We start from the raw sequence: 22,063 nt of genomic DNA on the forward strand, positions 1-22,063 counted from the left end.
TTACACAGATTACTAAATATTACCTTTAAATAATATATTTTAATTGTTCTTTTTTTATTTCTATTACTTAAAGATTCTTCACTATTTTGTTTTATTTCTGACTCTTCTCAAGGTCTTCAAATATTTACTTCTTCTTTATAATCTTCATCAATTACTAATCGTTCTGAATCACTATCTTCTTCTGAATTATCAAAATAGTTGTTTTCTATTTGTTTGTTAATATTTACTGATAATAAATTTATTGCTTGCCGTTGATTTAAAAATTCTTCTTTATAATTTTGATTTTCATTATTATCACAATTTATTTCCGCAATATTGATAGATTCTTCTAAGAACCTGTTTAGGATCTTTTTAATAGAATTTAACTAAAACAAGAAATAATCATTTATAAATAGGTACTTAACCAATAATTTATTTTCTTTTTCATTTTTTTGTTAAAAAGATTTTATCATTTGAAAACTTATCGACTAAAAATCTATTTTTTATTATAAAATAACCATTATAATATAAATTTTATTAAAAATTAATCAAAAAAGATCCTAAACAGGTTCTAAGAACCTGTTTAGAATCTTTTTAATAAAACTGAAATAAAGGAAAGAACAACCATTTGTAAACTAGTATTTAGTTTTCTTTCACAATTTTTTCATAATCTTCTGTATTTTTCTAATCAAGCAAAGCTTCGTTCTACAATTCATCTTTTTGGTAATACTACAAAAGTATGTAGTTCATTGCGTTTTATAATTTCAACATTTGCATTTATGATTGTTTTGATTTCAGAAGCAAATTTTTCACCAGTATAACCAGCATCTACTATTATTTTTTGAACTGCAGAAAGATTTTCTTTTTCATTTTCAATCATTATTATAGCACTATTACGATCTGTTTTTTCTGCTGTGGTTATGTAAATTGCATGTGGTAAACCTTGTGAATCAACAACAATATGACGCTTTATTCCTGAAATCTTTTTACCAGCATCATAACCTTTATTTTCAGTAGTATCTGTATTTTTAACACTTTGCGAATCAATTATACAAAAACTAGTTTGTTCTTTGCGATTATTGTTGATACGAACTTTTTTAACCAATTTTTTTTAAAATTAATTGCCATACACTAGCTTCTTTACCGTTATTTTTACTTCAAATTTGAAAATAATAATATACAGTTTGTCATTTTGGAAAATTTTTTGGTAGCATTCTTCATTGACAACCACTTTTTAATACATATAAAATTGCACAAAATACTTCATATAAATCTAAACTTCTTGGTTTTGTTTTCTTTTTGCTATTTTCTAAAATTGATTTTATGTTCTCAAATTGTTCTTTGGTGACATGACTTGGATAATTTTTATGCATAATATATACCTCTGATTTTAAAATATATAATCATTTTACATTATTTTCGAAAAGATTCTAAACAGGTTCTAATATATCTCTTGGAGTTGAGTTGACTGAATGTTTTGTTTTAAGTTCATTCTTTCTTGCTTTTTGTTTTCAAATTCAAATTGTTGTTTTTGAAATGCCAGTTTCTTTTTTGATTTCATCATAACTTTTACCATCTTGTAAATATTGTAATACTTTTTCTTTTATTTCGGGTGTATATTTTTTTGCCATCTTTTAATCTTCCTTTTCCTTTTCAATATTTAATTTAATAAAAATCCTAATACAGAAAAATATCTATAGCTAACTAAAGTAATGTTTACTCATATCTTGAAAAACAAAATCAATAGCTTTTTTAATATTTGGTCAATAATTTGGTAATATTTTTCTTATATTATGTTTTATAGCAAATCAAAAATGTTCAATTGGATTTAAATTAGGAGAATATGGCGGAAGAAATAATAGTTTGCATCCAGCATTTTCAATTAATTGTTGTGTTAATTTAGATTTATGAAACGTTGCATTATCTAAAACTATAATTTGTCCACGCTTTAATACTGGAATTAGTTTATTTTTAACATATGATTCAAAAATTTTACTATTGCAATGTCCTTCAAATGCTCATAAGGCTTTTAATTTACCTTTATTTAGTGAACCAATTATACTCATTCTCTTTATTTTATATGCGGGTTTATTATCAAATAATCTTTTACCTTTTTCAGATCAACCATATTTATAAAATTCATTATCATCAATTCCAGATTCATCAATATATACTAAATCTTCATTCATTATTTTAGCTATTTCTTTTAAAAAATCTTCTTGTTTATTTTTATCTCTTTGTTCATATAGAAAAGTTTTTTTTATATGTATAATTTAGTTTTTTAAAATAGTTATAAACTGTTTCTTTAGTCATATTTCCAAATTTATCAATTACTTTTTGAACTGTAACATCTTTATTTTCTGCTAAATAATTTTTTAATTCATCTAAATCCTTTATTTTGTGGCTATGTCCTTTTTGATAATTCAAAATTGGTTTTATATGCCCAGTTTCTTTTTTTCTTTTTCTTCATAAAAATAAAGTCTTTCTAGTGATATTGAACACTTTACAAATTTCTTTAATTTTCATATTTTTACTTTCATAAGCTTCTATTACTTTTCTTCGTAAGTCTTCACTGTATGGTTTTGGCATAATTTAATCTTCCTAATCTATTTTAATTATTGCTGAATTGTACTTTTAAATTCAAAAACTGTTTAAATTACATATTATTATTTTACATTATTTATGAGTAAACATTATTTTAGTTAGCTATATATTAATCATAATTTAATTTTTCTCTTTATCTTTTAATTCATTTTCTTTTGGTTTTAATTCATTTTCTTGTTTTTCTTTTTTTAATTCTAATGAATTAACATTTTTCTTTTTTACTTTTGAAAATGTTATTTTTACTGTTCCATAATATTCTTTATTATCACCAGTCATAGTTGCACTTGTTGTTGTAATATCAGTATATGTTGCTTTTTTAGGATTAAATCCAACATTACCAGCATTTATTATTGCTGTATCTAATTCATCACTAGTAGGATTATCACCAGCAATAGTAATTTTTCCTAAATCTTTATAATAAATAACATCTTCTAAATTTAATTTAGTAATATCATCATATAAAGTTGATTGATAAGTTGCATTTTCATTTTTTGGATTAGTTAAAAAATCTTTTGCTCTTGCTTCTTTAATTTCATCAAGTGTAGGCATAGTTGGTCTAATTAAATACATTAAATTAGGTCTAATAGCACTTGGTAATGCAAATAAACATTTACCAATAATTTTAATATTATCTGTATCATTATCTAATTTTTGTCTTATTTTAGTAAATGAAATAGGCATACCTCACATATATAGCTAACTAAAGTAATGTTTACTCATATCTTCAAAAACAAAATCAATCGCTTTTTTAATATTTGGTCAATAATTTGGTAATATTTTTCTTATATTATGTTTTATAGCAAATCAAAAATGTTCAATTGGATTTAAATTAGGAGAATATGGCGGAAGAAATAATAGTTTGCATCCAGCATTTTCAATTAATTGTTGTGTTAATTTAGATTTATGAAACGTTGCATTATCTAAAACTATAATTTGTCCACGCTTTAATACTGGAATTAGTTTATTTTTAACATATGATTCAAAAATTTTACTATTGCAATGTCCTTCAAATGCTCATAAGGCTTTTAATTTACCTTTATTTAGTGAACCAATTATACTCATTCTCTTTATTTTATATGCGGGTTTATTATCAAATAATCTTTTACCTTTTTCAGATCAACCATATTTATAAAATTCATTATCATCAATTCCAGATTCATCAATATATACTAAATCTTCATTCATTATTTTAGCTATTTCTTTTAAAAAATCTTCTTGTTTATTTTTATCTCTTTGTTCATATAGAAAAGTTTTTTTTATATGTATAATTTATTTTTTTAAAATAGTTATAAACTGTTTCTTTAGTCATATTTCCAAATTTATCAATTACTTTTTGAACTGTAACATCTTTATTTTCTGCTAAATAATTTTTTAATTCATCTAAATCCTTTATTTTGTGGCTATGTCCTTTTTGATAATTCAAAATTGGTTTTATATGCCCAGTTTCTTTTTTTCTTTTTCTTCATAAAAATAAAGTCTTTCTAGTGATATTGAACACTTTACAAATTTCTTTAATTTTCATATTTTTACTTTCATAAGCTTCTATTACTTTTCTTCGTAAGTCTTCACTGTATGGTTTTGGCATAATTTAATCTTCCTAATCTATTTTAATTATTGCTGAATTGTACTTTTAAATTCAAAAACTGTTTAAATTACATATTATTATTTTACATTATTTATGAGTAAATATTACTTTAGTTAGCTATATATTAATCATAATTTAATTTTTCTCTTTATCTTTTAATTCATTTTCTTTTGGTTTTAATTCATTTTCTTGTTTTTCTTTTTTTAATTCTAATGAATTAACATTTTTCTTTTTTACTTTTGAAAATGTTATTTTTACTGTTCCATAATATTCTTTATTATCACCAGTCATAGTTGCACTTGTTGTTGTAATATCAGTATATGTTGCTTTTTTAGGATTAAATCCAACATTACCAGCATTTATTATTGCTGTATCTAATTCATCACTAGTAGGATTATCACCAGCAATAGTAATTTTTCCTAAATCTTTATAATAAATAACATCTTCTAAATTTAATTTAGTAATATCATCATATAAAGTTGATTGATAAGTTGCATTTTCATTTTTTGGATTAGTTAAAAAATCTTTTGCTCTTGCTTCTTTAATTTCATCAAGTGTAGGCATAGTTGGTCTAATTAAATACATTAAATTAGGTCTAATAGCACTTGGTAATGCAAATAAACATTTACCAATAATTTTAATATTATCTGTATCATTATCTAATTTTTGTCTTATTTTAGTAAATGAAATAGGCATACCTCACATATATAGCTAACTAAAGTAATGTTTACTCATATCTTGAAAAACAAAATCAATCGCTTTTTTAATATTTGGTCAATAATTTGGTAATATTTTTCTTATATTATGTTTTATAGCAAATCAAAAATGTTCAATTGGATTTAAATTAGGAGAATATGGCGGAAGAAATAATAGTTTGCATCCAGCATTTTCAATTAATTGTTGTGTTAATTTAGATTTATGAAACGTTGCATTATCTAAAACTATAATTTGTCCACGCTTTAATACTGGAATTAGTTTATTTTTAACATATGATTCAAAAATTTTACTATTGCAATGTCCTTCAAATGCTCATAAGGCTTTTAATTTACCTTTATTTAGTGAACCAATTATACTCATTCTCTTTATTTTATATGCGGGTTTATTATCAAATAATCTTTTACCTTTTTCAGATCAACCATATTTATAAAATTCATTATCATCAATTCCAGATTCATCAATATATACTAAATCTTCATTCATTATTTTAGCTATTTCTTTTAAAAAATCTTCTTGTTTATTTTTATCTCTTTGTTCATATAGAAAAGTTTTTTTTATATGTATAATTTAGTTTTTTAAAATAGTTATAAACTGTTTCTTTAGTCATATTTCCAAATTTATCAATTACTTTTTGAACTGTAACATCTTTATTTTCTGCTAAATAATTTTTTAATTCATCTAAATCCTTTATTTTGTGGCTATGTCCTTTTTGATAATTCAAAATTGGTTTTATATGCCCAGTTTCTTTTTTTCTTTTTCTTCATAAAAATAAAGTCTTTCTAGTGATATTGAACACTTTACAAATTTCTTTAATTTTCATATTTTTACTTTCATAAGCTTCTATTACTTTTCTTCGTAAGTCTTCACTGTATGGTTTTGGCATAATTTAATCTTCCTAATCTATTTTAATTATTGCTGAATTGTACTTTTAAATTCAAAAACTGTTTAAATTACATATTATTATTTTACATTATTTATGAGTAAATATTACTTTAGTTAGCTATATTATTTATTTTAACTATTTTACTTATAATTTCTGGTTTAATTCTCATAGATTTTTGTGATTATCATTCTCATATTCGTAATCAAACAACGTTAAAGTTTGAAAATATAGAAAGAAATGGATTTCAAATATTAGCTACAACTAGCATATATCATATTTTAGAATATTCACCAAAATACATATGTTATATAAATCAAAATATTGGAAATTATTATAATTGAATAGAATTACAAATTGGAGTTATTTTCTGTATAATTTTAGTACCAACTTTATTTTTTGTAATTACTTTATTAATTTTTACTAATATTTGTTTAAAAATAAAAAATAAAAGAAATAACAATTTTTGAGATGCAATCGAAAATTGTGAAATAATTAACAATTACTATATTCATTAAAATTTAATAATTTATATTTATTATTATTTCAATACTAATAATAATATATTAGACTTACTGCATAACTAGTTAACTTTTCATTTTTTTGTTATTATTAAAATAAAATTTGAATAGTTAAGGATAAATTTTATGACATATTTTGAATTAAAAGATAAACCGGATCAATATTTTCGTAAAATAGTTGGTATTAATAAACTAGTTTTTAATGAAATTTTAAATATTTTATTAGATCATCAAAATCTAAAAAATACCACTGGTGGAAGGCCATATAAAATGTCAATAGAAGATAGACTAGTAATGACTTTAAGATATTTATATGAAAATCGTACATATCATAGTATTGGTGCTGAGTATGATATGGTTGATACTACTGCTTTACGAAATATTCGTTCAATTGAAGACATTTTAATAAATAATAATAAGTTTAATAATTTAACAAATAAAAATATTTTTTTAAAAAGAAGAATTCAAAAATAAAATTTTGATAATTGATGTAACAGAAGTAGAAACAGAACGACCAAAATATAATCAAAAAGATTGATTTTCTGGCAAAAAATGAATGCATACTGTTAAGTTTCAAACCATAATTAATGCACATACTAATGAAATTTTAAATATTTTTCCTGATACTGGTAAAAATCATGATTTTAAAACTTTTAAAAATTCAAAGTTAGAATTTTTGTCAGAAACTGTAATTCTTGCAGATAAAGGTTATCAAGGTTTACAAAAAATTCATAGTAATACATTTTTACCCATTAAAACTAGTAAAAATAATCCTAAAACAAGTAAAATTAAAATTTTTAATAAGATTATTAATAAAACTCGCAGAAAAATTGAACATGTTTTTGCATTTTTAAAATGTTTTAAAATTATTGGTTATAAATTTAGAAAAGGTAGAAAACGAATATTTTTAAGATTTAATTTAATTGCAGGATTTTATAATTTATCATTAAAACTTAAAAACGTTATGCAGTAAGTCTATTATTTTTTACTATTATTATTTTTCTACATTTCAATAATGTTAAATGTTATTATATTTATATAGTTTAAAATGATATATAGGTGATATAAATGAAATTAAAAATAAAAAATATTGGTCCTTTTAATGATACTTCTTTAAATATTGGTGATATTACTATTATTGCTGGTGTTAATGATACTGGTAAAAGTTACTTAAGTAGATTAGTTTTTGCTATGGTGAAAATTGCTACTAGTGATATTAAGTCAGAAATAATTAAGAATTTTTTTAACTTTGCTGAAGATACTTTTACACAAATTGAAAATACTGGTAGTAATTTTCTTGAAACAAATTTTAATAGTAGTGAAAAAGAAAGTACTTTATTTAAAGAAATTGAATCTATTTATAATAATATTAATCTAAATAATAAAACATTTATGCAAAAATGAATAACAAATTTCAACTATAAAATTGAAAAATTTAAAAATTTTTGAATTAATTTATTAACAGACTATCATCAATTGCTAAAAATAAATGATGATTTAATTACCAAAACATTACAAAGAATTGAATTAGATACTAATAAAGATAGTTACAAAATTAAAATTATTAAATATACAATTAATATTATTAATAATGATATTTTACAAACCTTAGAATTATTTAATAATAAAGATACTGATATCATTTCATATTTAATGGCTAATATTCTTCGTGAAAACTTTCATGGTGAAAACTTAAGAAATAAAAAATATAATAATAAAGATAGTTATTTAAAACTTAGTTTAGACAATAACAAAACTTTAACGATCAATACTAATGAAATTTTAAATATTTTTCCTGATACTGGTAAAAATCATGATTTTAAAACTTTTAAAAATTCAAAGTTAGAATTTTTGTCAGAAACTGTAATTCTTGCAGATAAAGGTTATCAAGGTTTACAAAAAATTCATAGTAATACATTTTTACCCATTAAAACTAGTAAAAATAATCCTAAAACAAGTAAAATTAAAATTTTTAATAAGATTATTAATAAAACTCGCAGAAAAATTGAACATGTTTTTGCATTTTTAAAATGTTTTAAAATTATTGGTTATAAATTTAGAAAAGCTAGAAAACGAATATTTTTAAGATTTAATTTAATTGCAGGATTTTATAATTTATCATTAAAACTTAAAAACGTTATGCAGTAAGTCTTATATTTGCTTATTAATTGACCTATTTAACCGCAAAATTATTGGACATAGTGTAGGTACTAGAAAAGATGCCTTATTAGTACATCAAGCATTTATGCAATCAAATCGCTGTTTAAAAGATATTCAAATATTTCATAGTGATTGTGGTAATGAATTTAATAATAAAATTATTGATAAACTTTTACTAGCATTCAATATTACTCGCTCTTTAAGCAAAAAAGGTTGTCCTTATGACAATGCTGTTGCTGAAGCAACTTTTAAAACTTTCAAAACTGAATTTATTAATGATAAAAATTTTAGATCATTAATCCAATTAAAATTAGAATTATTTGATTACATCAATTGATACAACAACATAAGAATCCACAGCACTTTAAACTACTTAACTCCAGTTAATTATCAAAAACAAATGTCTACCAAAAAATAGTCCTAAAAAGTGTTGCCATTCCATTAATAAATATTTAACAATTGATTTTGAAATTCCAGAATTTGATATTGAAAGATTTATGAAAGCACCAAAAGATATTGCAGTACAAATTGTTTCAAATTGAACAGCAAGTTTTATGAGAAATTTAGGTGAAAATTTAGAATTAATATTTTTAAATGGTATTCAAGATTATGCAATTGCTAAATCATTAGTATTACCTTTAGATTTAATTAATATGAATGCAGAACAAGCAAAAGAAGCTTATTATAAAATTTGAGCAAGAAATAATAAATTAATTAAATTAGTAAATTATATTACTGTTGGAACAAATAGAGAAGATTTAATGGGAGCAACTGGAATTGATAGTAATTTAGGTTTATCAAAAGCATTTACTGTTTTAAATTATAGTCAAATTTCAGCAGATACATTAGCATATGGTAGAAGATATACAAGTTTAATTGCTGGTATGGAATTTTGAGAAAGTTTTTATTTAGAACAAGAATTTATTCATGATACTGAAAAAGCAATGCACTTAGAAAAAGATTATAGTTTAAAAAATACACATGGTTTTGTAGTTAATAGATATAGCTAACTAAAGTAATGTTTACTCATATCTTCAAAAACAAAATCAATCGCTTTTTTAATATTTGGTCAATAATTTGGTAATATTTTTCTTATATTATGTTTTATAGCAAATCAAAAATGTTCAATTGGATTTAAATTAGGAGAATATGGCGGAAGAAATAATAGTTTGCATCCAGCATTTTCAATTAATTGTTGTGTTAATTTAGATTTATGAAACGTTGCATTATCTAAAACTATAATTTGTCCACGCTTTAATACTGGAATTAGTTTATTTTTAACATATAGCTAACTAAAGTAATGTTTACTCATATCTTGAAAAACAAAATCAATCGCTTTTTTAATATTTGGTCAATAATTTGGTAATATTTTTCTTATATTATGTTTTATAGCAAATCAAAAATGTTCAATTGGATTTAAATTAGGAGAATATGGCGGAAGAAATAATAGTTTGCATCCAGCATTTTCAATTAATTGTTGTGTTAATTTAGATTTATGAAACGTTGCATTATCTAAAACTATAATTTGTCCACGCTTTAATACTGGAATTAGTTTATTTTTAACATATGATTCAAAAATTTTACTATTGCAATGTCCTTCAAATGCTCATAAGGCTTTTAATTTACCTTTATTTAGTGAACCAATTATACTCATTCTCTTTATTTTATATGCGGGTTTATTATCAAATAATCTTTTACCTTTTTCAGATCAACCATATTTATAAATTCATTATCATCAATTCCAGATTCATCAATATATACTAAATCTTCATTCATTATTTTAGCTATTTCTTTTAAAAAATCTTCTTGTTTATTTTTATCTCTTTGTTCATATAGAAAAGTTTTTTTTATATGTATAATTTAGTTTTTTAAAATAGTTATAAACTGTTTCTTTAGTCATATAGCTAACTAAAGTAATATTTACTCATAAATAATGTAAAATAATAATATGTAATTTAAACAGTTTTTGAATTTAAAAGTACAATTCAGCAATAATTAAAATAGATTAGGAAGATTAAATTATGCCAAAACCATACAGTGAAGACTTACGAAGAAAAGTAATAGAAGCTTATGAAAGTAAAAATATGAAAATTAAAGAAATTTGTAAAGTGTTCAATATCACTAGAAAGACTTTATTTTTATGAAGAAAAAGAAAAAAAGAAACTGGGCATATAAAACCAATTTTGAATTATCAAAAAGGACATAGCCACAAAATAAAGGATTTAGATGAATTAAAAAATTATTTAGCAGAAAATAAAGATGTTACAGTTCAAAAAGTAATTGATAAATTTGGAAATATGACTAAAGAAACAGTTTATAACTATTTTAAAAAACTAAATTATACATATAAAAAAAACTTTTCTATATGAACAAAGAGATAAAAATAAACAAGAAGATTTTTTAAAAGAAATAGCTAAAATAATGAATGAAGATTTAGTATATATTGATGAATCTGGAATTGATGATAATGAATTTTATAAATATGGTTGATCTGAAAAAGGTAAAAGATTATTTGATAATAAACCCGCATATAAAATAAAGAGAATGAGTATAATTGGTTCACTAAATAAAGGTAAATTAAAAGCCTTATGAGCATTTGAAGGACATTGCAATAGTAAAATTTTTGAATCATATGTTAAAAATAAACTAATTCCAGTATTAAAGCGTGGACAAATTATAGTTTTAGATAATGCAACGTTTCATAAATCTAAATTAACACAACAATTAATTGAAAATGCTGGATGCAAACTATTATTTCTTCCGCCATATTCTCCTAATTTAAATCCAATTGAACATTTTTGATTTGCTATAAAACATAATATAAGAAAAATATTACCAAATTATTGACCAAATATTAAAAAAGCGATTGATTTTGTTTTTCAAGATATGAGTAAACATTACTTTAGTTAGCTATAATATATCAATATAAACATATTAGAAAACATAAAAAAGAATGTCATTTATGTAAACAGCATTCAAATAAAATACAATTGGAGGAATAAAAAATGAATTTATCAAAAGAATTAATAACAGCAGTATTAAGTGGAGCATTAGCTAGTGGAATTATAGTTACTATTGTTTTATTATTTTTATCAAAAATTATTAAAAAATCAAAACAAAATAAAATATCAAAAGAATTAAAAAGAGATAAAGAAATTCAATTTATTATTGAAAATATTAAACAAATAAATTCTCAATTACAATTAGAAACTACATCAGTTGCTAAATTACTTGATAGTTTTAATAATGATAATGAAAAAGATGAAGTATTTAAAAATACTATTATTAGTCAAAGAGCTTCTAAAAAAGAATTATCAGAAAAAGATAAGAAAAAAGCAACTAAAGTTGGAATTTAAAGGGTTTAAATACCCTTTATTTTACATTAAGGAGTAAATTATTATGGCAATTAAAGAACCATTAATGTTTATAACAGTTGAAGAATTTAAAAATTCTAAATATTTTAATGAATTATTATTTGATAAAGTAACTACTCCAGATAATGAAATTTGATTTGCAATATCTGTAGCAAGTAGTAATATTGATTACTTAAGTGGTTTTACTATTTCAAAAAAATGACCAGAAATAACACCAACTGATTTTACTGATAATATTCAAACAGCAACTACTCATTATGTTAGATTTTTATTAACTAAAGATGTAGATTATTTACGTGGTCAAGGTTTAATTAGTCAAGGTGGATTAACTTATAGTGAAACTAATCCAGATGACCCTTATTTTATACCACCAGAAGTATTTAATTGTTTAAGAAAAATTAAAGAATATCCAAATATTAAAGGTTTTAATTTAAAAGATATAGAACCACAAAAAAATAATTGATTTAATAAATTTATTTCAAATTGTGGTGAAGATAGTCCATTAACTGCATATATACCTTATAATAATATAAAATCATTAGATTCTAGAACTAAAATTACTATCAGTCATCCACAAAATTTATTAAGACCAATAGTTAATATTGATACAACTGATATTAAAACAAATATTGATAATTTATTATGAGAAGTTGATAAAGATATTCCTAATTTTATTAAACCAAAAGATGATAAAGGTATTAGTGCTAATGATAAAAGAATAATTGATGTTGGAACACCTACATTTTTAACTGATGCTACAAATAAAGTATATGTTGATAATTTATTAGATAAAAAACAAGATAAATTAATTGCTGGTGAAAATATTAAAATTGATGAAAATAATAAAATTAGTGCTACTGGTGGTAGTAGTGAATCATTATGAGAAATAGACATTAATAGTCCTAATATTATTCAACCTAAAGAAAAAAGAAAATGGTAAGGTTAAAAATTATGAATTTACTTGAAATCAAAAAGAAAAATCTGGATGGGTTACACTTTATTGGACACTAATTACGTAGACAAGTGAACAAATTAGTTGAAAGAAAGGAACTATAATTATGGCCAATAAAGTGTAACCCATCCATAATGATAGAATAATAATTTCTTTACAAATGCAAAATGATACAATTGCTATTGTTAGTGACCCTGTAAGATATGGACAACTTTTAAAATTAGAAGAATTACAGGAATAATATTATGAATAAAGAATTTACTTATTTACATGAAATTAGTTATTGATTATTAAATAAAAGTGATTTTACTCATAGTGAATATAATTTAAGTGGAAGTCGTTATTCAAGTAAAACATATAGTATTGCAGAAGAATTAGCAATATTAATTGCAATTTCAATTAAAGTTAATAAATTAATTGCTATATATTGTTTTAGAAAATTAAATAAAGATATTAATGATTTAGTTAAAGAAATTTATAATGCTTTAATAACAATTGGATTAAATGATTATAAAGATTTTACTTTAAAATATCCTAATAAACAAGCAGACTTTCGTTTTAAAGGTTCAAAATCATTTATTAGAGTTATGGGTGTATATAGTAATTCAAATGATAGAATACCTTTAAAAGGGCTTTCTCGTAGTGAAATAAAAGGATTTGATTTAGCAATTGAATGATGTGAAGAAGCAAATGAATTTAGTCAACAAGAATTTCAAGCAATAACATTTGCATTAGGAAATGCTAAAAAAAGAATAAAAATTAAAAGTTGTAATCCAGATAATATTTATCAATATTTTATTGAATATATGAATAAAATAGTACCTTTTAATTTAGAAATTATGAAAACTAATAATGAACAAATTAAATCAATATTTGATAATAATATTTTTAAATTATTTCATTATTCAAATTGAAAAGTAAATTCTCATAATTTGACATTAGATATGATTAATGATTTAGAAGAATTAAAAATATTAGACCCTATTAAAGCACAAAGTTGATATTATGGTGTACCAAGTGTTCTAACTGGTGCTATATTTGCAAGATATCTTGATAAAGTTGGTACTAAATTAGATTTTCAAGTACAAAGATTAACTGGTGGATTAGATATTGGTATGGCAACAAGTAGTAGTGGTCATCCAACTGCTGCTTCATTATGATTTATTGGTGAAAATGAATATAGTAGAAGAGCACATAAAGAAAGTGAATTTTATCATAGTAATGTAACAATGCAATATAAAGATACTGATACATTAGCAAATGATATTATTAATTATTATTTAAATGAAAGTAAACGTTATATAGCAATGTTATTTGGTTTTATTTGTTATGTTGATTATGGTAATGGTGGATTAGTATTTATTGATGTTTTAAAAAGTTGAGTTAAAAAACGTAATATAACATGATTAAAATTTATAGCAGTAGATAAATCAACTTTATATTTAAATGATAGAATTGATTTTACAACAATTTGTATGCTTAAAAATATTATTAGTTTTAATTGAGAAAGATGTCCAGAAACTAAAAGACAATATAGTTTAATGCAATGATTATCTAAAGTAAAAATAGATACTAATAATAATACTCCTAAAATGTTAGATTTACATGATGATACTTGAGATAGTGATATGTATGCTTTAATGCATGAAATGAAATGATTAATTAATGGTATTAATAATAAATTATTAATTAATAAAAATAAATTTAATGGTGATGAATTATGATAAATACAATGGAATATTTAAGTTGTGATAAAAGTAATTGATATATTGATATACCTATGATTATTGCTCAAAAATCAACTAAATTATGATTAGGTAAAGGATTTTTATTTAATTCAAGTAAAAAAGAAATATTAGAACCTGTTTAGAATCTTTTTAATAAAACTGAAATAAAGGAAAGAACAACCATTTGTAAACTAGTATTTAGTTTTCTTTCACAATTTTTTCATAATCTTCTGTATTTTTCTAATCAAGCAAAGCTTCGTTCTACAATTCATCTTTTTGGTAATACTACAAAAGTATGTAGTTCATTGCGTTTTATAATTTCAACATTTGCATTTATGATTGTTTTGATTTCAGAAGCAAATTTTTCACCAGTATAACCAGCATCTACTATTATTTTTTGAACTGCAGAAAGATTTTCTTTTTCATTTTCAATCATTATTATAGCACTATTACGATCTGTTTTTTCTGCTGTGGTTATGTAAATTGCATGTGGTAAACCTTGAGAATCAACAACAATATGACGCTTTATTCCTGAAATCTTTTTACCAGCATCATAACCTTTATTTTCAGTAGTATCTGTATTTTTAACACTTTGCGAATCAATTATACAAAAACTAGTTTGTTCTTTGCGATTATTGTTGATACGAACTTTTTTAACCAATTTTTTTTAAAATTAATTGCCATACACTAGCTTCTTTACCGTTATTTTTACTTCAAATTTGAAAATAATAATATACAGTTTGTCATTTTGGAAAATTTTTTGGTAGCATTCTTCATTGACAACCACTTTTTAATACATATAAAATTGCACAAAATACTTCATATAAATCTAAACTTCTTGGTTTTGTTTTCTTTTTGCTATTTTCTAAAATTGATTTTATGTTCTCAAATTGTTCTTTGGTGACATGACTTGGATAATTTTTATGCATAATATATACCTCTGATTTTAAAATATATAATCATTTTACATTATTTTCGAAAAGATTCTAAACAGGTTCTTAGATTATTTAAATGAAATGAATTTAAAAGATAAATGATTAGAAAAATTTTATAAATTTGGTTTACAAAATAGTTTAATGGGTAAAGTATTTATTATGATTATAGTTAATGAAGATAATAGTAAATCACTTAAAATATTACCTAATAGTTTTTGTGGTAGAGTTGCTAAATATAGCTAACTAAAGTAATATTTACTCATAAATAATGTAAAATAATAATATGTAATTTAAACAGTTTTTGAATTTAAAAGTACAATTCAGCAATAATTAAAATAGATTAGGAAGATTAAATTATGCCAAAACCATACAGTGAAGACTTACGAAGAAAAGTAATAGAAGCTTATGAAAGTAAAAATATGAAAATTAAAGAAATTTGTAAAGTGTTCAATATCACTAGAAAGACTTTATTTTTATGAAGAAAAAGAAAAAAAGAAACTGGGCATATAAAACCAATTTTGAATTATCAAAAAGGACATAGCCACAAAATAAAGGATTTAGATGAATTAAAAAATTATTTAGCAGAAAATAAAGATGTTACAGTTCAAAAAGTAATTGATAAATTTGGAAATATGACTAAAGAAACAGTTTATAACTATTTTAAAAAACTAAATTATACATATAAAAAAAACTTTTCTATATGAACAAAGAGATAAAAATAAACAAGAAGATTTTTTAAAAGAAATAGCTAAAATAATGAATGAAGATTTAGTATATATTGATGAATCTGGAATTGATGATAATGAATTTTATAAATATGGTTGATCTGAAAAAGGTAAAAGATTATTTGATAATAAACCCGCATATAAAATAAAGAGAATGAGTATAATTGGTTCACTAAATAAAGGTAAATTAAAAGCCTTATGAGCATTTGAAGGACATTGCAATAGTAAAATTTTTGAATCATATGTTAAAAATAAACTAATTCCAGTATTAAAGCGTGGACAAATTATAGTTTTAGATAATGCAACGTTTCATAAATCTAAATTAACACAACAATTAATTGAAAATGCTGGATGCAAACTATTATTTCTTCCGCCATATTCTCCTAATTTAAATCCAATTGAACATTTTTGATTTGCTATAAAACATAATATAAGAAAAATATTACCAAATTATTGACCAAATATTAAAAAAGCTATTGATTTTGTTTTTCAAGATATGAGTAAACATTACTTTAGTTAGCTATATAATGAACAAGAACAATCAGCAGAATTTTATTTTATTAATGAACAAGCAGATAGTGCAACTTTAACATGAGTAACAATACAAAATGGAAAAGTTAAATATGAAACATATAAAGATAATAATAAAGATATTATTTTAGGTTCTACACGTACTAAATTAAAACCAAATATTACTCCTTTAAAAACTTATGAAATTAAAAATCCATTTAATTATATACCTATTTTTGAAATAACGAATTTGCCAATTATTAATTTATATGGTAATGCTACAACTTTAAATGCTTATCCAGATTGTACACCAGTATGAGATTTAATTTGAGATTTAAATCGTGTAATTAGACAAAAAAGATTAGAAAGAGAATTAAATGTTACTACTTTATTTGCTGCATTAGATAATGAAACAGTTAAAGAAATGCAAGAAAATGGTAATATTGCAGAAAATCCTAAAAAAGATATGTTTGTTAATGTTGGTAGTGCTGGATATGATAAAAATGGTAATGGTGGTATGCAAATTATTCAAGGTGACCCTAAATTTAATGAATATTGATTAGATTATAATGGTACTGCTAAAGTAATATTTAATGGTGCTGGTTATGATTATGATGAACATGGTAATGATGTTTATACTAATAAAACACAAAGTATGTTTAATAATAAATATGATATGGAAACAACAGAAATAAAAATAGCATTTTATAGTGCTTATTTTTATCGTATCTTTGATTTATTACTTATTAGTGAAAAATTATGAAATGGAAATGGTGAAAGACCTTATAGTTTTAAATTTATTCCAATTGCTATGACTGACCAAATAATACAAGACCAAATTATTAATTCAAGATTAAATAATGGCACAATGACAATAATTGAAGCAATTGGTGAATATGATAATATTGACCAACTTATGGCTGAAAATAAATTAGAAAATATTATTAATGAAAATCAAAAATTAAATAAAGATTTAGGAGGTAATGATAATGAGCAGACATCAACAAATTCAATTAATGAAACACGCTCACATGAGATTAAAGATGCAACAAATATTAATTAAAAGACAATCACATTGAAAAATATTTCCATTTGTTATAAATAATGGAGCAATTCCTTTAACTGAAACTGGTTATAAACCTATTAATAGTAAAATAAGTGATTTTGGTCAATATGAATTAATTTTAACTGGTAATACTCCAGTTGTATGTATTTGAAAAAATAGTACAAAAATATATCAAAAAAAATAAAGGGATTATTAATCCAGATACTCATAAATTTACAGGTCAAGATGAATTTTATACAAAACAATATAAAATTGGTGATTATTGAAATGCTTATTTAATTGATGATACAAGTGGTGTTGATTTTAGTAATTTACCAAATAATCAAATATTTAAAACAGTACAAACTAAAAGACAATATACTTTAGTAATGTTTGAAGAACATATTACAATTGATGATTATTTACAATTTTTTGTTGTATTTAATGATGAAAATGAAAATATTGGTGGTAATAGTGGTAAAAATCAAGATAGACAATTATTATATATTTCAAATGTAACAAATTATTATAGTCCTTATAATGGTGCATTTAGTATGCAAGTTTTAACTTTTAGTAGTTTAAATGATAGAGTAGTTTCTAGTGGTCAAAATACACTTGATTTTGTACAATATGCTTCACCAGGTAGTGGTTATGCTTTCCCTACTATTAAACAAGGAAAAGTAACTTTAAATCGTACTTTAATGCGTGATATTGGTGTACGTTATAGTCATAGACAATCATATGGATTAGAATTATTATCAAGTTGTTATTATTATGGAAGACCAATAATTCAAGGTCAAGAACCTATTCAACAAAATAATGATGAAATATTTGAAAGTAAAGTATTTGCTTCAAGAAGATTATTTATTGCTGGAAATAATGAAAAATCTACAACTGATATTAAAAATAATGGTGGTTTACTTGCTGGAATAAATGATAAAATAACAACAAGTAGTCATCCAGAAACTACATTTTATAATATTATGGATGCAAAACCAACTGGATTTACTAATTTTAAAAATTTTACAGAATGATTGAAAACTTCATTAAATTTTCAAGATAATTTATTTGTAACAAAAGATTTTAAAGGTATGTTATCTTTTGATAAAGATAAAGCAACAAAAAGTAATGGTACAGCAATTGGAGAAGCTAAATTCTTTTGAGATAGTGAATGAAATATAAATAATATCTCTGGTAATTATAAGGTAATGTTTAGTAATCTGTGTAACTTACAAAAATAACTATGTTTAATTAATTCTAGTAAATATAATTAAATGACTAGAAAGAGTGAGTTACAGATGGCTAAAAAACAAAGTATTAATAATAATGATCCAATATCAAAAGCAGTAGATTTATTACTAGAAAATACTGAAGATTTAACAACAGTATTTAAAGAAAGAGGATTATATAAAGAATTAACAAAAAGATTAGTAGAAAAGATGTTAAATTCTGAAATGCAAAATTATTTAGGGTATGAAAAAAATCAACATAGTAATAGTGAAAATGCTCGTAATGGTATAAGTTCAAAAAAATTAATAACTCAACAAGGTAAAATTGAAATTAATGTACCAAGAGATCGTAATAGTGATTTTACTCCTGTAATAGTTGCAAAAAGACAGAGAAGATTTGATGGCTTTGATCAACAAGTTCTTTCACTATATGCCAAAGGAATGACTTTATCAGATATTAGAATGCAGTTGCAAGAGTTATATCATGGTGCAGATATTAGTGAAAGTGTTATTAGTCAAATTACTGATGATGTGATAGATGATGTCAAGGCGTGGCAAAATCGACCATTAGAAAGTATTTATTCTATTGTTTATTTTGATTGTATAGTAGTTAAAGTACGGCAAGATAAACGCATTATTAACAAATCAGTTTATATAGCATTAGGAGTGGATTTAGAAGGCAAAAAAGATGTTTTAGGTTTATGAATTAGTGAAAATGAAGGTTCTAAATTTTGACTAGCTAATTTTACAGAAATGAAAAATCGAGGCTTAAATGATATTTTGATTGCTTGTAGTGATAATTTAACAGGCATGTCAGAAGCAATACAAGCAGTTTATCCTAAAACTGAACATCAATTATGCATAGTTCATCAAATTAGAAATAGTTTAAAATATGTTTCATACAAACATCGAAAAACCTTAGTTGCAGATTTAAAACCAATTTATAGTGCATGTAGTGAAGAACAAGCAATGCAAGCTTTAGAATCATTTGAAAGTAAATGAAATAAACAATATCCGCAAATTACTAAATCTTGATATAAAAATTGAGATAATTTAATGGTTTTTATTAGTTATCCACCAGAAATTAAAAGAGTGATTTATACTACAAATGCTATTGAATCTGTTAATAGTCAATTACGAAAAGTTATCAGAAATAAAAAAGTTTTTCCTAATGATATGGCAGTTTTCAAAATATTTTACTTAGCAATTGAAAATATAGCTAACTAAAGTAATGTTTACTCATATCTTGAAAAACAAAATCAATCGCTTTTTTAATATTTGGTCAATAATTTGGTAATATTTTTCTTATATTATGTTTTATAGCAAATCAAAAATGTTCAATTGGATTTAAATTAGGAGAATATGGCGGAAGAAATAATAGTTTGCATCCAGCATTTTCAATTAATTGTTGTGTTAATTTAGATTTATGAAACGTTGCATTATCTAAAACTATAATTTGTCCACGCTTTAATACTGGAATTAGTTTATTTTTAACATATGATTCAAAAATTTTACTATTGCAATGTCCTTCAAATGCTCATAAGGCTTTTAATTTACCTTTATTTAGTGAACCAATTATACTCATTCTCTTTATTTTATATGCGGGTTTATTATCAAATAATCTTTTACCTTTTTCAGATCAACCATATTTATAAAATTCATTATCATCAATTCCAGATTCATCAATATATACTAAATCTTCATTCATTATTTTAGCTATTTCTTTTAAAAAATCTTCTTGTTTATTTTTATCTCTTTGTTCATATAGAAAAGTTTTTTTATATGTATAATTTAGTTTTTTAAAATAGTTATAAACTGTTTCTTTAGTCATATTTCCAAATTTATCAATTACTTTTTGAACTGTAACATCTTTATTTTCTGCTAAATAATTTTTTAATTCATCTAAATCCTTTATTTTGTGGCTATGTCCTTTTTGATAATTCAAAATTGGTTTTATATGCCCAGTTTCTTTTTTTCTTTTTCTTCATAAAAATAAAGTCTTTCTAGTGATATTGAACACTTTACAAATTTCTTTAATTTTCATATTTTTACTTTCATAAGCTTCTATTACTTTTCTTCGTAAGTCTTCACTGTATGGTTTTGGCATAATTTAATCTTCCTAATCTATTTTAATTATTGCTGAATTGTACTTTTAAATTCAAAAACTGTTTAAATTACATATTATTATTTTACATTATTTATGAGTAAATATTACTTTAGTTAGCTATATATGCAATCTAAAATTGATGATTATATTGTTGCACAAAGCATTGAAAATAAAAAAGATACAATGTTAGGATTTTGTGATTTTTATGATAAAGAATTTAATTTAATTGTTCAATTATTTCCAAATATCATGCAATTAGAACTTGCGCTTTTTAGTGAAAAAGATATTTTAAGAACCTGTTTAGGATCTTTTTAATAGAATTTAACTAAAACAAGAAATAATCATTTATAAATAGGTACTTAACCAATAATTTATTTTCTTTTTCATTTTTTTGTTAAAAAGATTTTATCATTTGAAAACTTATCGACTAAAAATCTATTTTTTATTATAAAATAACCATTATAATATAAATTTTATTAAAAATTAATCAAAAAAGATCCTAAACAGGTTCTAAGACCAATAACACAATATATAAGATATTATAAATACTATAAATTAACTATTTCAAAAATAGTATTTAATCCTAGATAATGTGCTATAATAAAATCATTAATAATATAAGTAGGTGAATAATTTCATGAAAAAATTAATTAGAATTTTAACAACAATAATTTTATCAAGTATATCTAGTGCTAGTATAATTGCTTGTAATAATAATCCAAATGTTTTACCTCAAAAATATGATATATCTTTTAGTGAAATTAAAGGAATTAATGTTGAAACATTTGATAAAAAAAACCTTTTATTTTCTTTAAAATTGATAAAAAAAATATTATTGGTAAAACTTCTATACCGGATGATATAAATTCTCTTTATGAAAAAGCAAAATATGTTTATTTTGTTGTAAATAATAATAGTAATTTAAAACAAATTTTAGATGTATATAAACTTAATGAAAACTCTACAGAAAAAGAAATAAAAGATAAATTATCTAATACTGTTATTAAAAATGC

The 22,063-nt window shown here is 22.4% G+C and carries 32 protein-coding genes and 1 pseudogene; 19 read left to right on the forward strand and 14 right to left on the reverse strand.

Translation table 4 applies throughout. From position 1 onward, the window contains the following. Nucleotides 1-562 precede the first annotated feature (562 nt). The 10 genes from ACQH26_RS08750 to ACQH26_RS08795 all read right to left on the reverse strand — a co-directional run bounded on the left by ACQH26_RS08750 (nt 563) and on the right by ACQH26_RS08795 (nt 5,768). Nucleotides 563-1,352, reverse strand: a protein-coding gene (locus ACQH26_RS08750; RefSeq protein ID WP_425382275.1) for an IS5 family transposase whose coding sequence is annotated in 2 segments (ribosomal slippage) — nt 563-1,090 and nt 1,092-1,352 — 789 coding nt in all. Because the reading frame shifts where the segments join, the coding sequence is not laid out codon by codon here. Nucleotides 1,353-1,409: 57 nt separating this feature from the next. Further along, nucleotides 1,410-1,610 (reverse strand): transposase, encoded by a 201-nt coding sequence (locus ACQH26_RS08755; RefSeq protein ID WP_425382276.1) that lies wholly within the window; start codon nt 1,608-1,610, stop codon nt 1,410-1,412. Between the two features lie 69 nt (nt 1,611-1,679). Then, nucleotides 1,680-2,168 (reverse strand): IS630 family transposase, encoded by a 489-nt coding sequence (locus ACQH26_RS08760; RefSeq protein WP_425381862.1) that lies wholly within the window; start codon nt 2,166-2,168, stop codon nt 1,680-1,682. Between the two features lie 40 nt (nt 2,169-2,208). Then, nucleotides 2,209-2,568, reverse strand: a complete 360-nt coding sequence (locus ACQH26_RS08765; protein WP_425381863.1) for a helix-turn-helix domain-containing protein — start codon at nt 2,566-2,568, stop codon at nt 2,209-2,211. A 135-nt stretch (nt 2,569-2,703) separates the two neighbouring features. Continuing rightward, complete coding sequence (locus tag ACQH26_RS08770) at nt 2,704-3,273, reverse strand: hypothetical protein (protein WP_425382277.1); 570 nt, start codon at nt 3,271-3,273, stop codon at nt 2,704-2,706. A gap of 6 nt (nt 3,274-3,279) precedes the next feature. Beyond that, entirely contained in the window at nt 3,280-3,768 is a 489-nt protein-coding gene (locus ACQH26_RS08775) for an IS630 family transposase (RefSeq protein WP_425382141.1), read from the reverse strand. Between the two features lie 40 nt (nt 3,769-3,808). Continuing rightward, nucleotides 3,809-4,168: a helix-turn-helix domain-containing protein gene (locus ACQH26_RS08780; protein WP_425382278.1), complete on the reverse strand. Its 360-nt coding sequence runs from the start codon at nt 4,166-4,168 to the stop codon at nt 3,809-3,811. 135 nt (nt 4,169-4,303) lie between these two features. Next, nucleotides 4,304-4,873 carry a hypothetical protein gene (locus tag ACQH26_RS08785; protein ID WP_425382277.1) on the reverse strand — a complete coding sequence of 190 codons (570 nt, stop codon included), beginning with the start codon at nt 4,871-4,873 and terminating at the stop codon, nt 4,304-4,306. A 6-nt stretch (nt 4,874-4,879) separates the two neighbouring features. Then, nucleotides 4,880-5,368 carry an IS630 family transposase gene (locus ACQH26_RS08790; protein ID WP_425381862.1) on the reverse strand — a complete coding sequence of 163 codons (489 nt, stop codon included), beginning with the start codon at nt 5,366-5,368 and terminating at the stop codon, nt 4,880-4,882. 40 nt (nt 5,369-5,408) lie between these two features. After that, nucleotides 5,409-5,768 (reverse strand): helix-turn-helix domain-containing protein, encoded by a 360-nt coding sequence (locus tag ACQH26_RS08795; protein ID WP_425381863.1) that lies wholly within the window; start codon nt 5,766-5,768, stop codon nt 5,409-5,411. Between the two features lie 644 nt (nt 5,769-6,412). Between ACQH26_RS08795 and ACQH26_RS08800 the strand changes: the two genes are divergently transcribed. From ACQH26_RS08800 to ACQH26_RS08820, 5 genes are all read left to right on the forward strand, one after another. Beyond that, nucleotides 6,413-6,760, forward strand: coding sequence for a transposase family protein (locus ACQH26_RS08800; RefSeq protein WP_425381897.1), 348 nt, complete (start codon nt 6,413-6,415; stop codon nt 6,758-6,760). A 4-nt stretch (nt 6,761-6,764) separates the two neighbouring features. Next, the gene (locus tag ACQH26_RS08805) at nt 6,765-7,259 is read left to right on the forward strand and encodes a transposase family protein (protein WP_425381872.1); all 495 of its coding nucleotides are present in this window, start codon (nt 6,765-6,767) and stop codon (nt 7,257-7,259) included. A gap of 95 nt (nt 7,260-7,354) precedes the next feature. Continuing rightward, the gene (locus ACQH26_RS08810; protein WP_425382279.1) at nt 7,355-8,434 is read left to right on the forward strand and encodes a transposase family protein; all 1,080 of its coding nucleotides are present in this window, start codon (nt 7,355-7,357) and stop codon (nt 8,432-8,434) included. A 43-nt stretch (nt 8,435-8,477) separates the two neighbouring features. After that, nucleotides 8,478-8,864: a transposase gene (locus tag ACQH26_RS08815; protein WP_425383110.1), complete on the forward strand. Its 387-nt coding sequence runs from the start codon at nt 8,478-8,480 to the stop codon at nt 8,862-8,864. Between the two features lie 79 nt (nt 8,865-8,943). Beyond that, nucleotides 8,944-9,456 carry a hypothetical protein gene (locus tag ACQH26_RS08820; RefSeq protein ID WP_425382280.1) on the forward strand — a complete coding sequence of 171 codons (513 nt, stop codon included), beginning with the start codon at nt 8,944-8,946 and terminating at the stop codon, nt 9,454-9,456. Here ACQH26_RS08820 and ACQH26_RS08825 read toward each other — a convergent pair. Both ACQH26_RS08825 and ACQH26_RS08830 read right to left on the reverse strand, forming a co-directional pair. Beyond that, nucleotides 9,453-9,713, reverse strand: coding sequence for a transposase (locus ACQH26_RS08825; protein ID WP_425383109.1), 261 nt, complete (start codon nt 9,711-9,713; stop codon nt 9,453-9,455). The two genes, ACQH26_RS08820 and ACQH26_RS08825, sit on opposite strands and share 4 nt — an antisense overlap. A gap of 21 nt (nt 9,714-9,734) precedes the next feature. Continuing rightward, nucleotides 9,735-10,100, reverse strand: coding sequence for a transposase (locus ACQH26_RS08830; protein ID WP_425382104.1), 366 nt, complete (start codon nt 10,098-10,100; stop codon nt 9,735-9,737). 367 nt (nt 10,101-10,467) lie between these two features. Between ACQH26_RS08830 and ACQH26_RS08835 the strand changes: the two genes are divergently transcribed. The 6 genes from ACQH26_RS08835 to ACQH26_RS08860 all read left to right on the forward strand — a co-directional run bounded on the left by ACQH26_RS08835 (nt 10,468) and on the right by ACQH26_RS08860 (nt 14,642). Next, nucleotides 10,468-10,827, forward strand: a complete 360-nt coding sequence (locus ACQH26_RS08835) for a helix-turn-helix domain-containing protein (protein WP_425381863.1) — start codon at nt 10,468-10,470, stop codon at nt 10,825-10,827. A 40-nt stretch (nt 10,828-10,867) separates the two neighbouring features. Then, nucleotides 10,868-11,356 (forward strand): IS630 family transposase, encoded by a 489-nt coding sequence (locus tag ACQH26_RS08840; protein WP_425381862.1) that lies wholly within the window; start codon nt 10,868-10,870, stop codon nt 11,354-11,356. A gap of 95 nt (nt 11,357-11,451) precedes the next feature. Continuing rightward, on the forward strand, nt 11,452-11,802 hold the full coding sequence (locus tag ACQH26_RS08845) for a hypothetical protein (RefSeq protein ID WP_174480758.1): 351 nt from the start codon (nt 11,452-11,454) through the stop codon (nt 11,800-11,802). Nucleotides 11,803-11,845: 43 nt separating this feature from the next. Continuing rightward, a complete protein-coding gene (locus ACQH26_RS08850) occupies nt 11,846-12,760 on the forward strand; it encodes a hypothetical protein (protein ID WP_425382281.1) in 915 nt (304 codons plus the stop codon). A 257-nt stretch (nt 12,761-13,017) separates the two neighbouring features. Beyond that, nucleotides 13,018-14,499 (forward strand): hypothetical protein, encoded by a 1,482-nt coding sequence (locus ACQH26_RS08855; protein ID WP_425382282.1) that lies wholly within the window; start codon nt 13,018-13,020, stop codon nt 14,497-14,499. Nucleotides 14,500-14,504: 5 nt separating this feature from the next. Next, nucleotides 14,505-14,642 (forward strand): hypothetical protein, encoded by a 138-nt coding sequence (locus ACQH26_RS08860; RefSeq protein WP_425382283.1) that lies wholly within the window; start codon nt 14,505-14,507, stop codon nt 14,640-14,642. Here ACQH26_RS08860 and ACQH26_RS08865 read toward each other — a convergent pair. Then, nucleotides 14,639-15,428, reverse strand: a protein-coding gene (locus tag ACQH26_RS08865; RefSeq protein ID WP_425382275.1) for an IS5 family transposase whose coding sequence is annotated in 2 segments (ribosomal slippage) — nt 14,639-15,166 and nt 15,168-15,428 — 789 coding nt in all. Because the reading frame shifts where the segments join, the coding sequence is not laid out codon by codon here. The two genes, ACQH26_RS08860 and ACQH26_RS08865, sit on opposite strands and share 4 nt — an antisense overlap. An 87-nt stretch (nt 15,429-15,515) precedes the next feature. On the opposite strand from ACQH26_RS08865, the gene ACQH26_RS08870 reads away from it, so the two are divergent. The 6 genes and pseudogenes from ACQH26_RS08870 to ACQH26_RS08895 form a co-directional block, all read left to right on the forward strand. Continuing rightward, a complete protein-coding gene (locus tag ACQH26_RS08870) occupies nt 15,516-15,677 on the forward strand; it encodes a hypothetical protein (RefSeq protein ID WP_425382284.1) in 162 nt (53 codons plus the stop codon). Between the two features lie 113 nt (nt 15,678-15,790). Beyond that, a complete protein-coding gene (locus ACQH26_RS08875) occupies nt 15,791-16,150 on the forward strand; it encodes a helix-turn-helix domain-containing protein (protein WP_425381863.1) in 360 nt (119 codons plus the stop codon). Between the two features lie 40 nt (nt 16,151-16,190). Further along, nucleotides 16,191-16,679: an IS630 family transposase gene (locus ACQH26_RS08880; RefSeq protein ID WP_425381862.1), complete on the forward strand. Its 489-nt coding sequence runs from the start codon at nt 16,191-16,193 to the stop codon at nt 16,677-16,679. Nucleotides 16,680-16,919: 240 nt separating this feature from the next. Beyond that, nucleotides 16,920-17,732 carry a hypothetical protein gene (locus tag ACQH26_RS08885; protein ID WP_425382285.1) on the forward strand — a complete coding sequence of 271 codons (813 nt, stop codon included), beginning with the start codon at nt 16,920-16,922 and terminating at the stop codon, nt 17,730-17,732. A gap of 140 nt (nt 17,733-17,872) precedes the next feature. After that, nucleotides 17,873-18,955 (forward strand): hypothetical protein, encoded by a 1,083-nt coding sequence (locus ACQH26_RS08890; RefSeq protein ID WP_425382286.1) that lies wholly within the window; start codon nt 17,873-17,875, stop codon nt 18,953-18,955. Between the two features lie 57 nt (nt 18,956-19,012). Beyond that, a pseudogene (locus tag ACQH26_RS08895) lies at nt 19,013-20,161 on the forward strand (IS256 family transposase); the annotation flags it as partial. Nucleotide 20,162: 1 nt separating this feature from the next. Here the strand turns inward: ACQH26_RS08895 and ACQH26_RS08900 are convergent. Further along, complete coding sequence (locus ACQH26_RS08900) at nt 20,163-21,050, reverse strand: IS630 family transposase (protein ID WP_425382094.1); 888 nt, start codon at nt 21,048-21,050, stop codon at nt 20,163-20,165. A gap of 123 nt (nt 21,051-21,173) precedes the next feature. Here ACQH26_RS08900 and ACQH26_RS08905 point away from each other — a divergent pair, with 123 nt between their 5' ends. Continuing rightward, complete coding sequence (locus tag ACQH26_RS08905; RefSeq protein ID WP_425382287.1) at nt 21,174-21,365, forward strand: hypothetical protein; 192 nt, start codon at nt 21,174-21,176, stop codon at nt 21,363-21,365. 322 nt (nt 21,366-21,687) lie between these two features. After that, nucleotides 21,688-21,915, forward strand: coding sequence for a hypothetical protein (locus tag ACQH26_RS08910; RefSeq protein ID WP_425382288.1), 228 nt, complete (start codon nt 21,688-21,690; stop codon nt 21,913-21,915). Nucleotides 21,916-22,063 lie beyond the last annotated feature (148 nt).

The organism is Spiroplasma endosymbiont of Melieria omissa, from assembly GCF_964031175.1.
GTDB lineage: Bacteria > Bacillota_I > Bacilli_A > Mycoplasmatales > VBWQ01 > Spiroplasma_E > Spiroplasma_E ixodetis_A.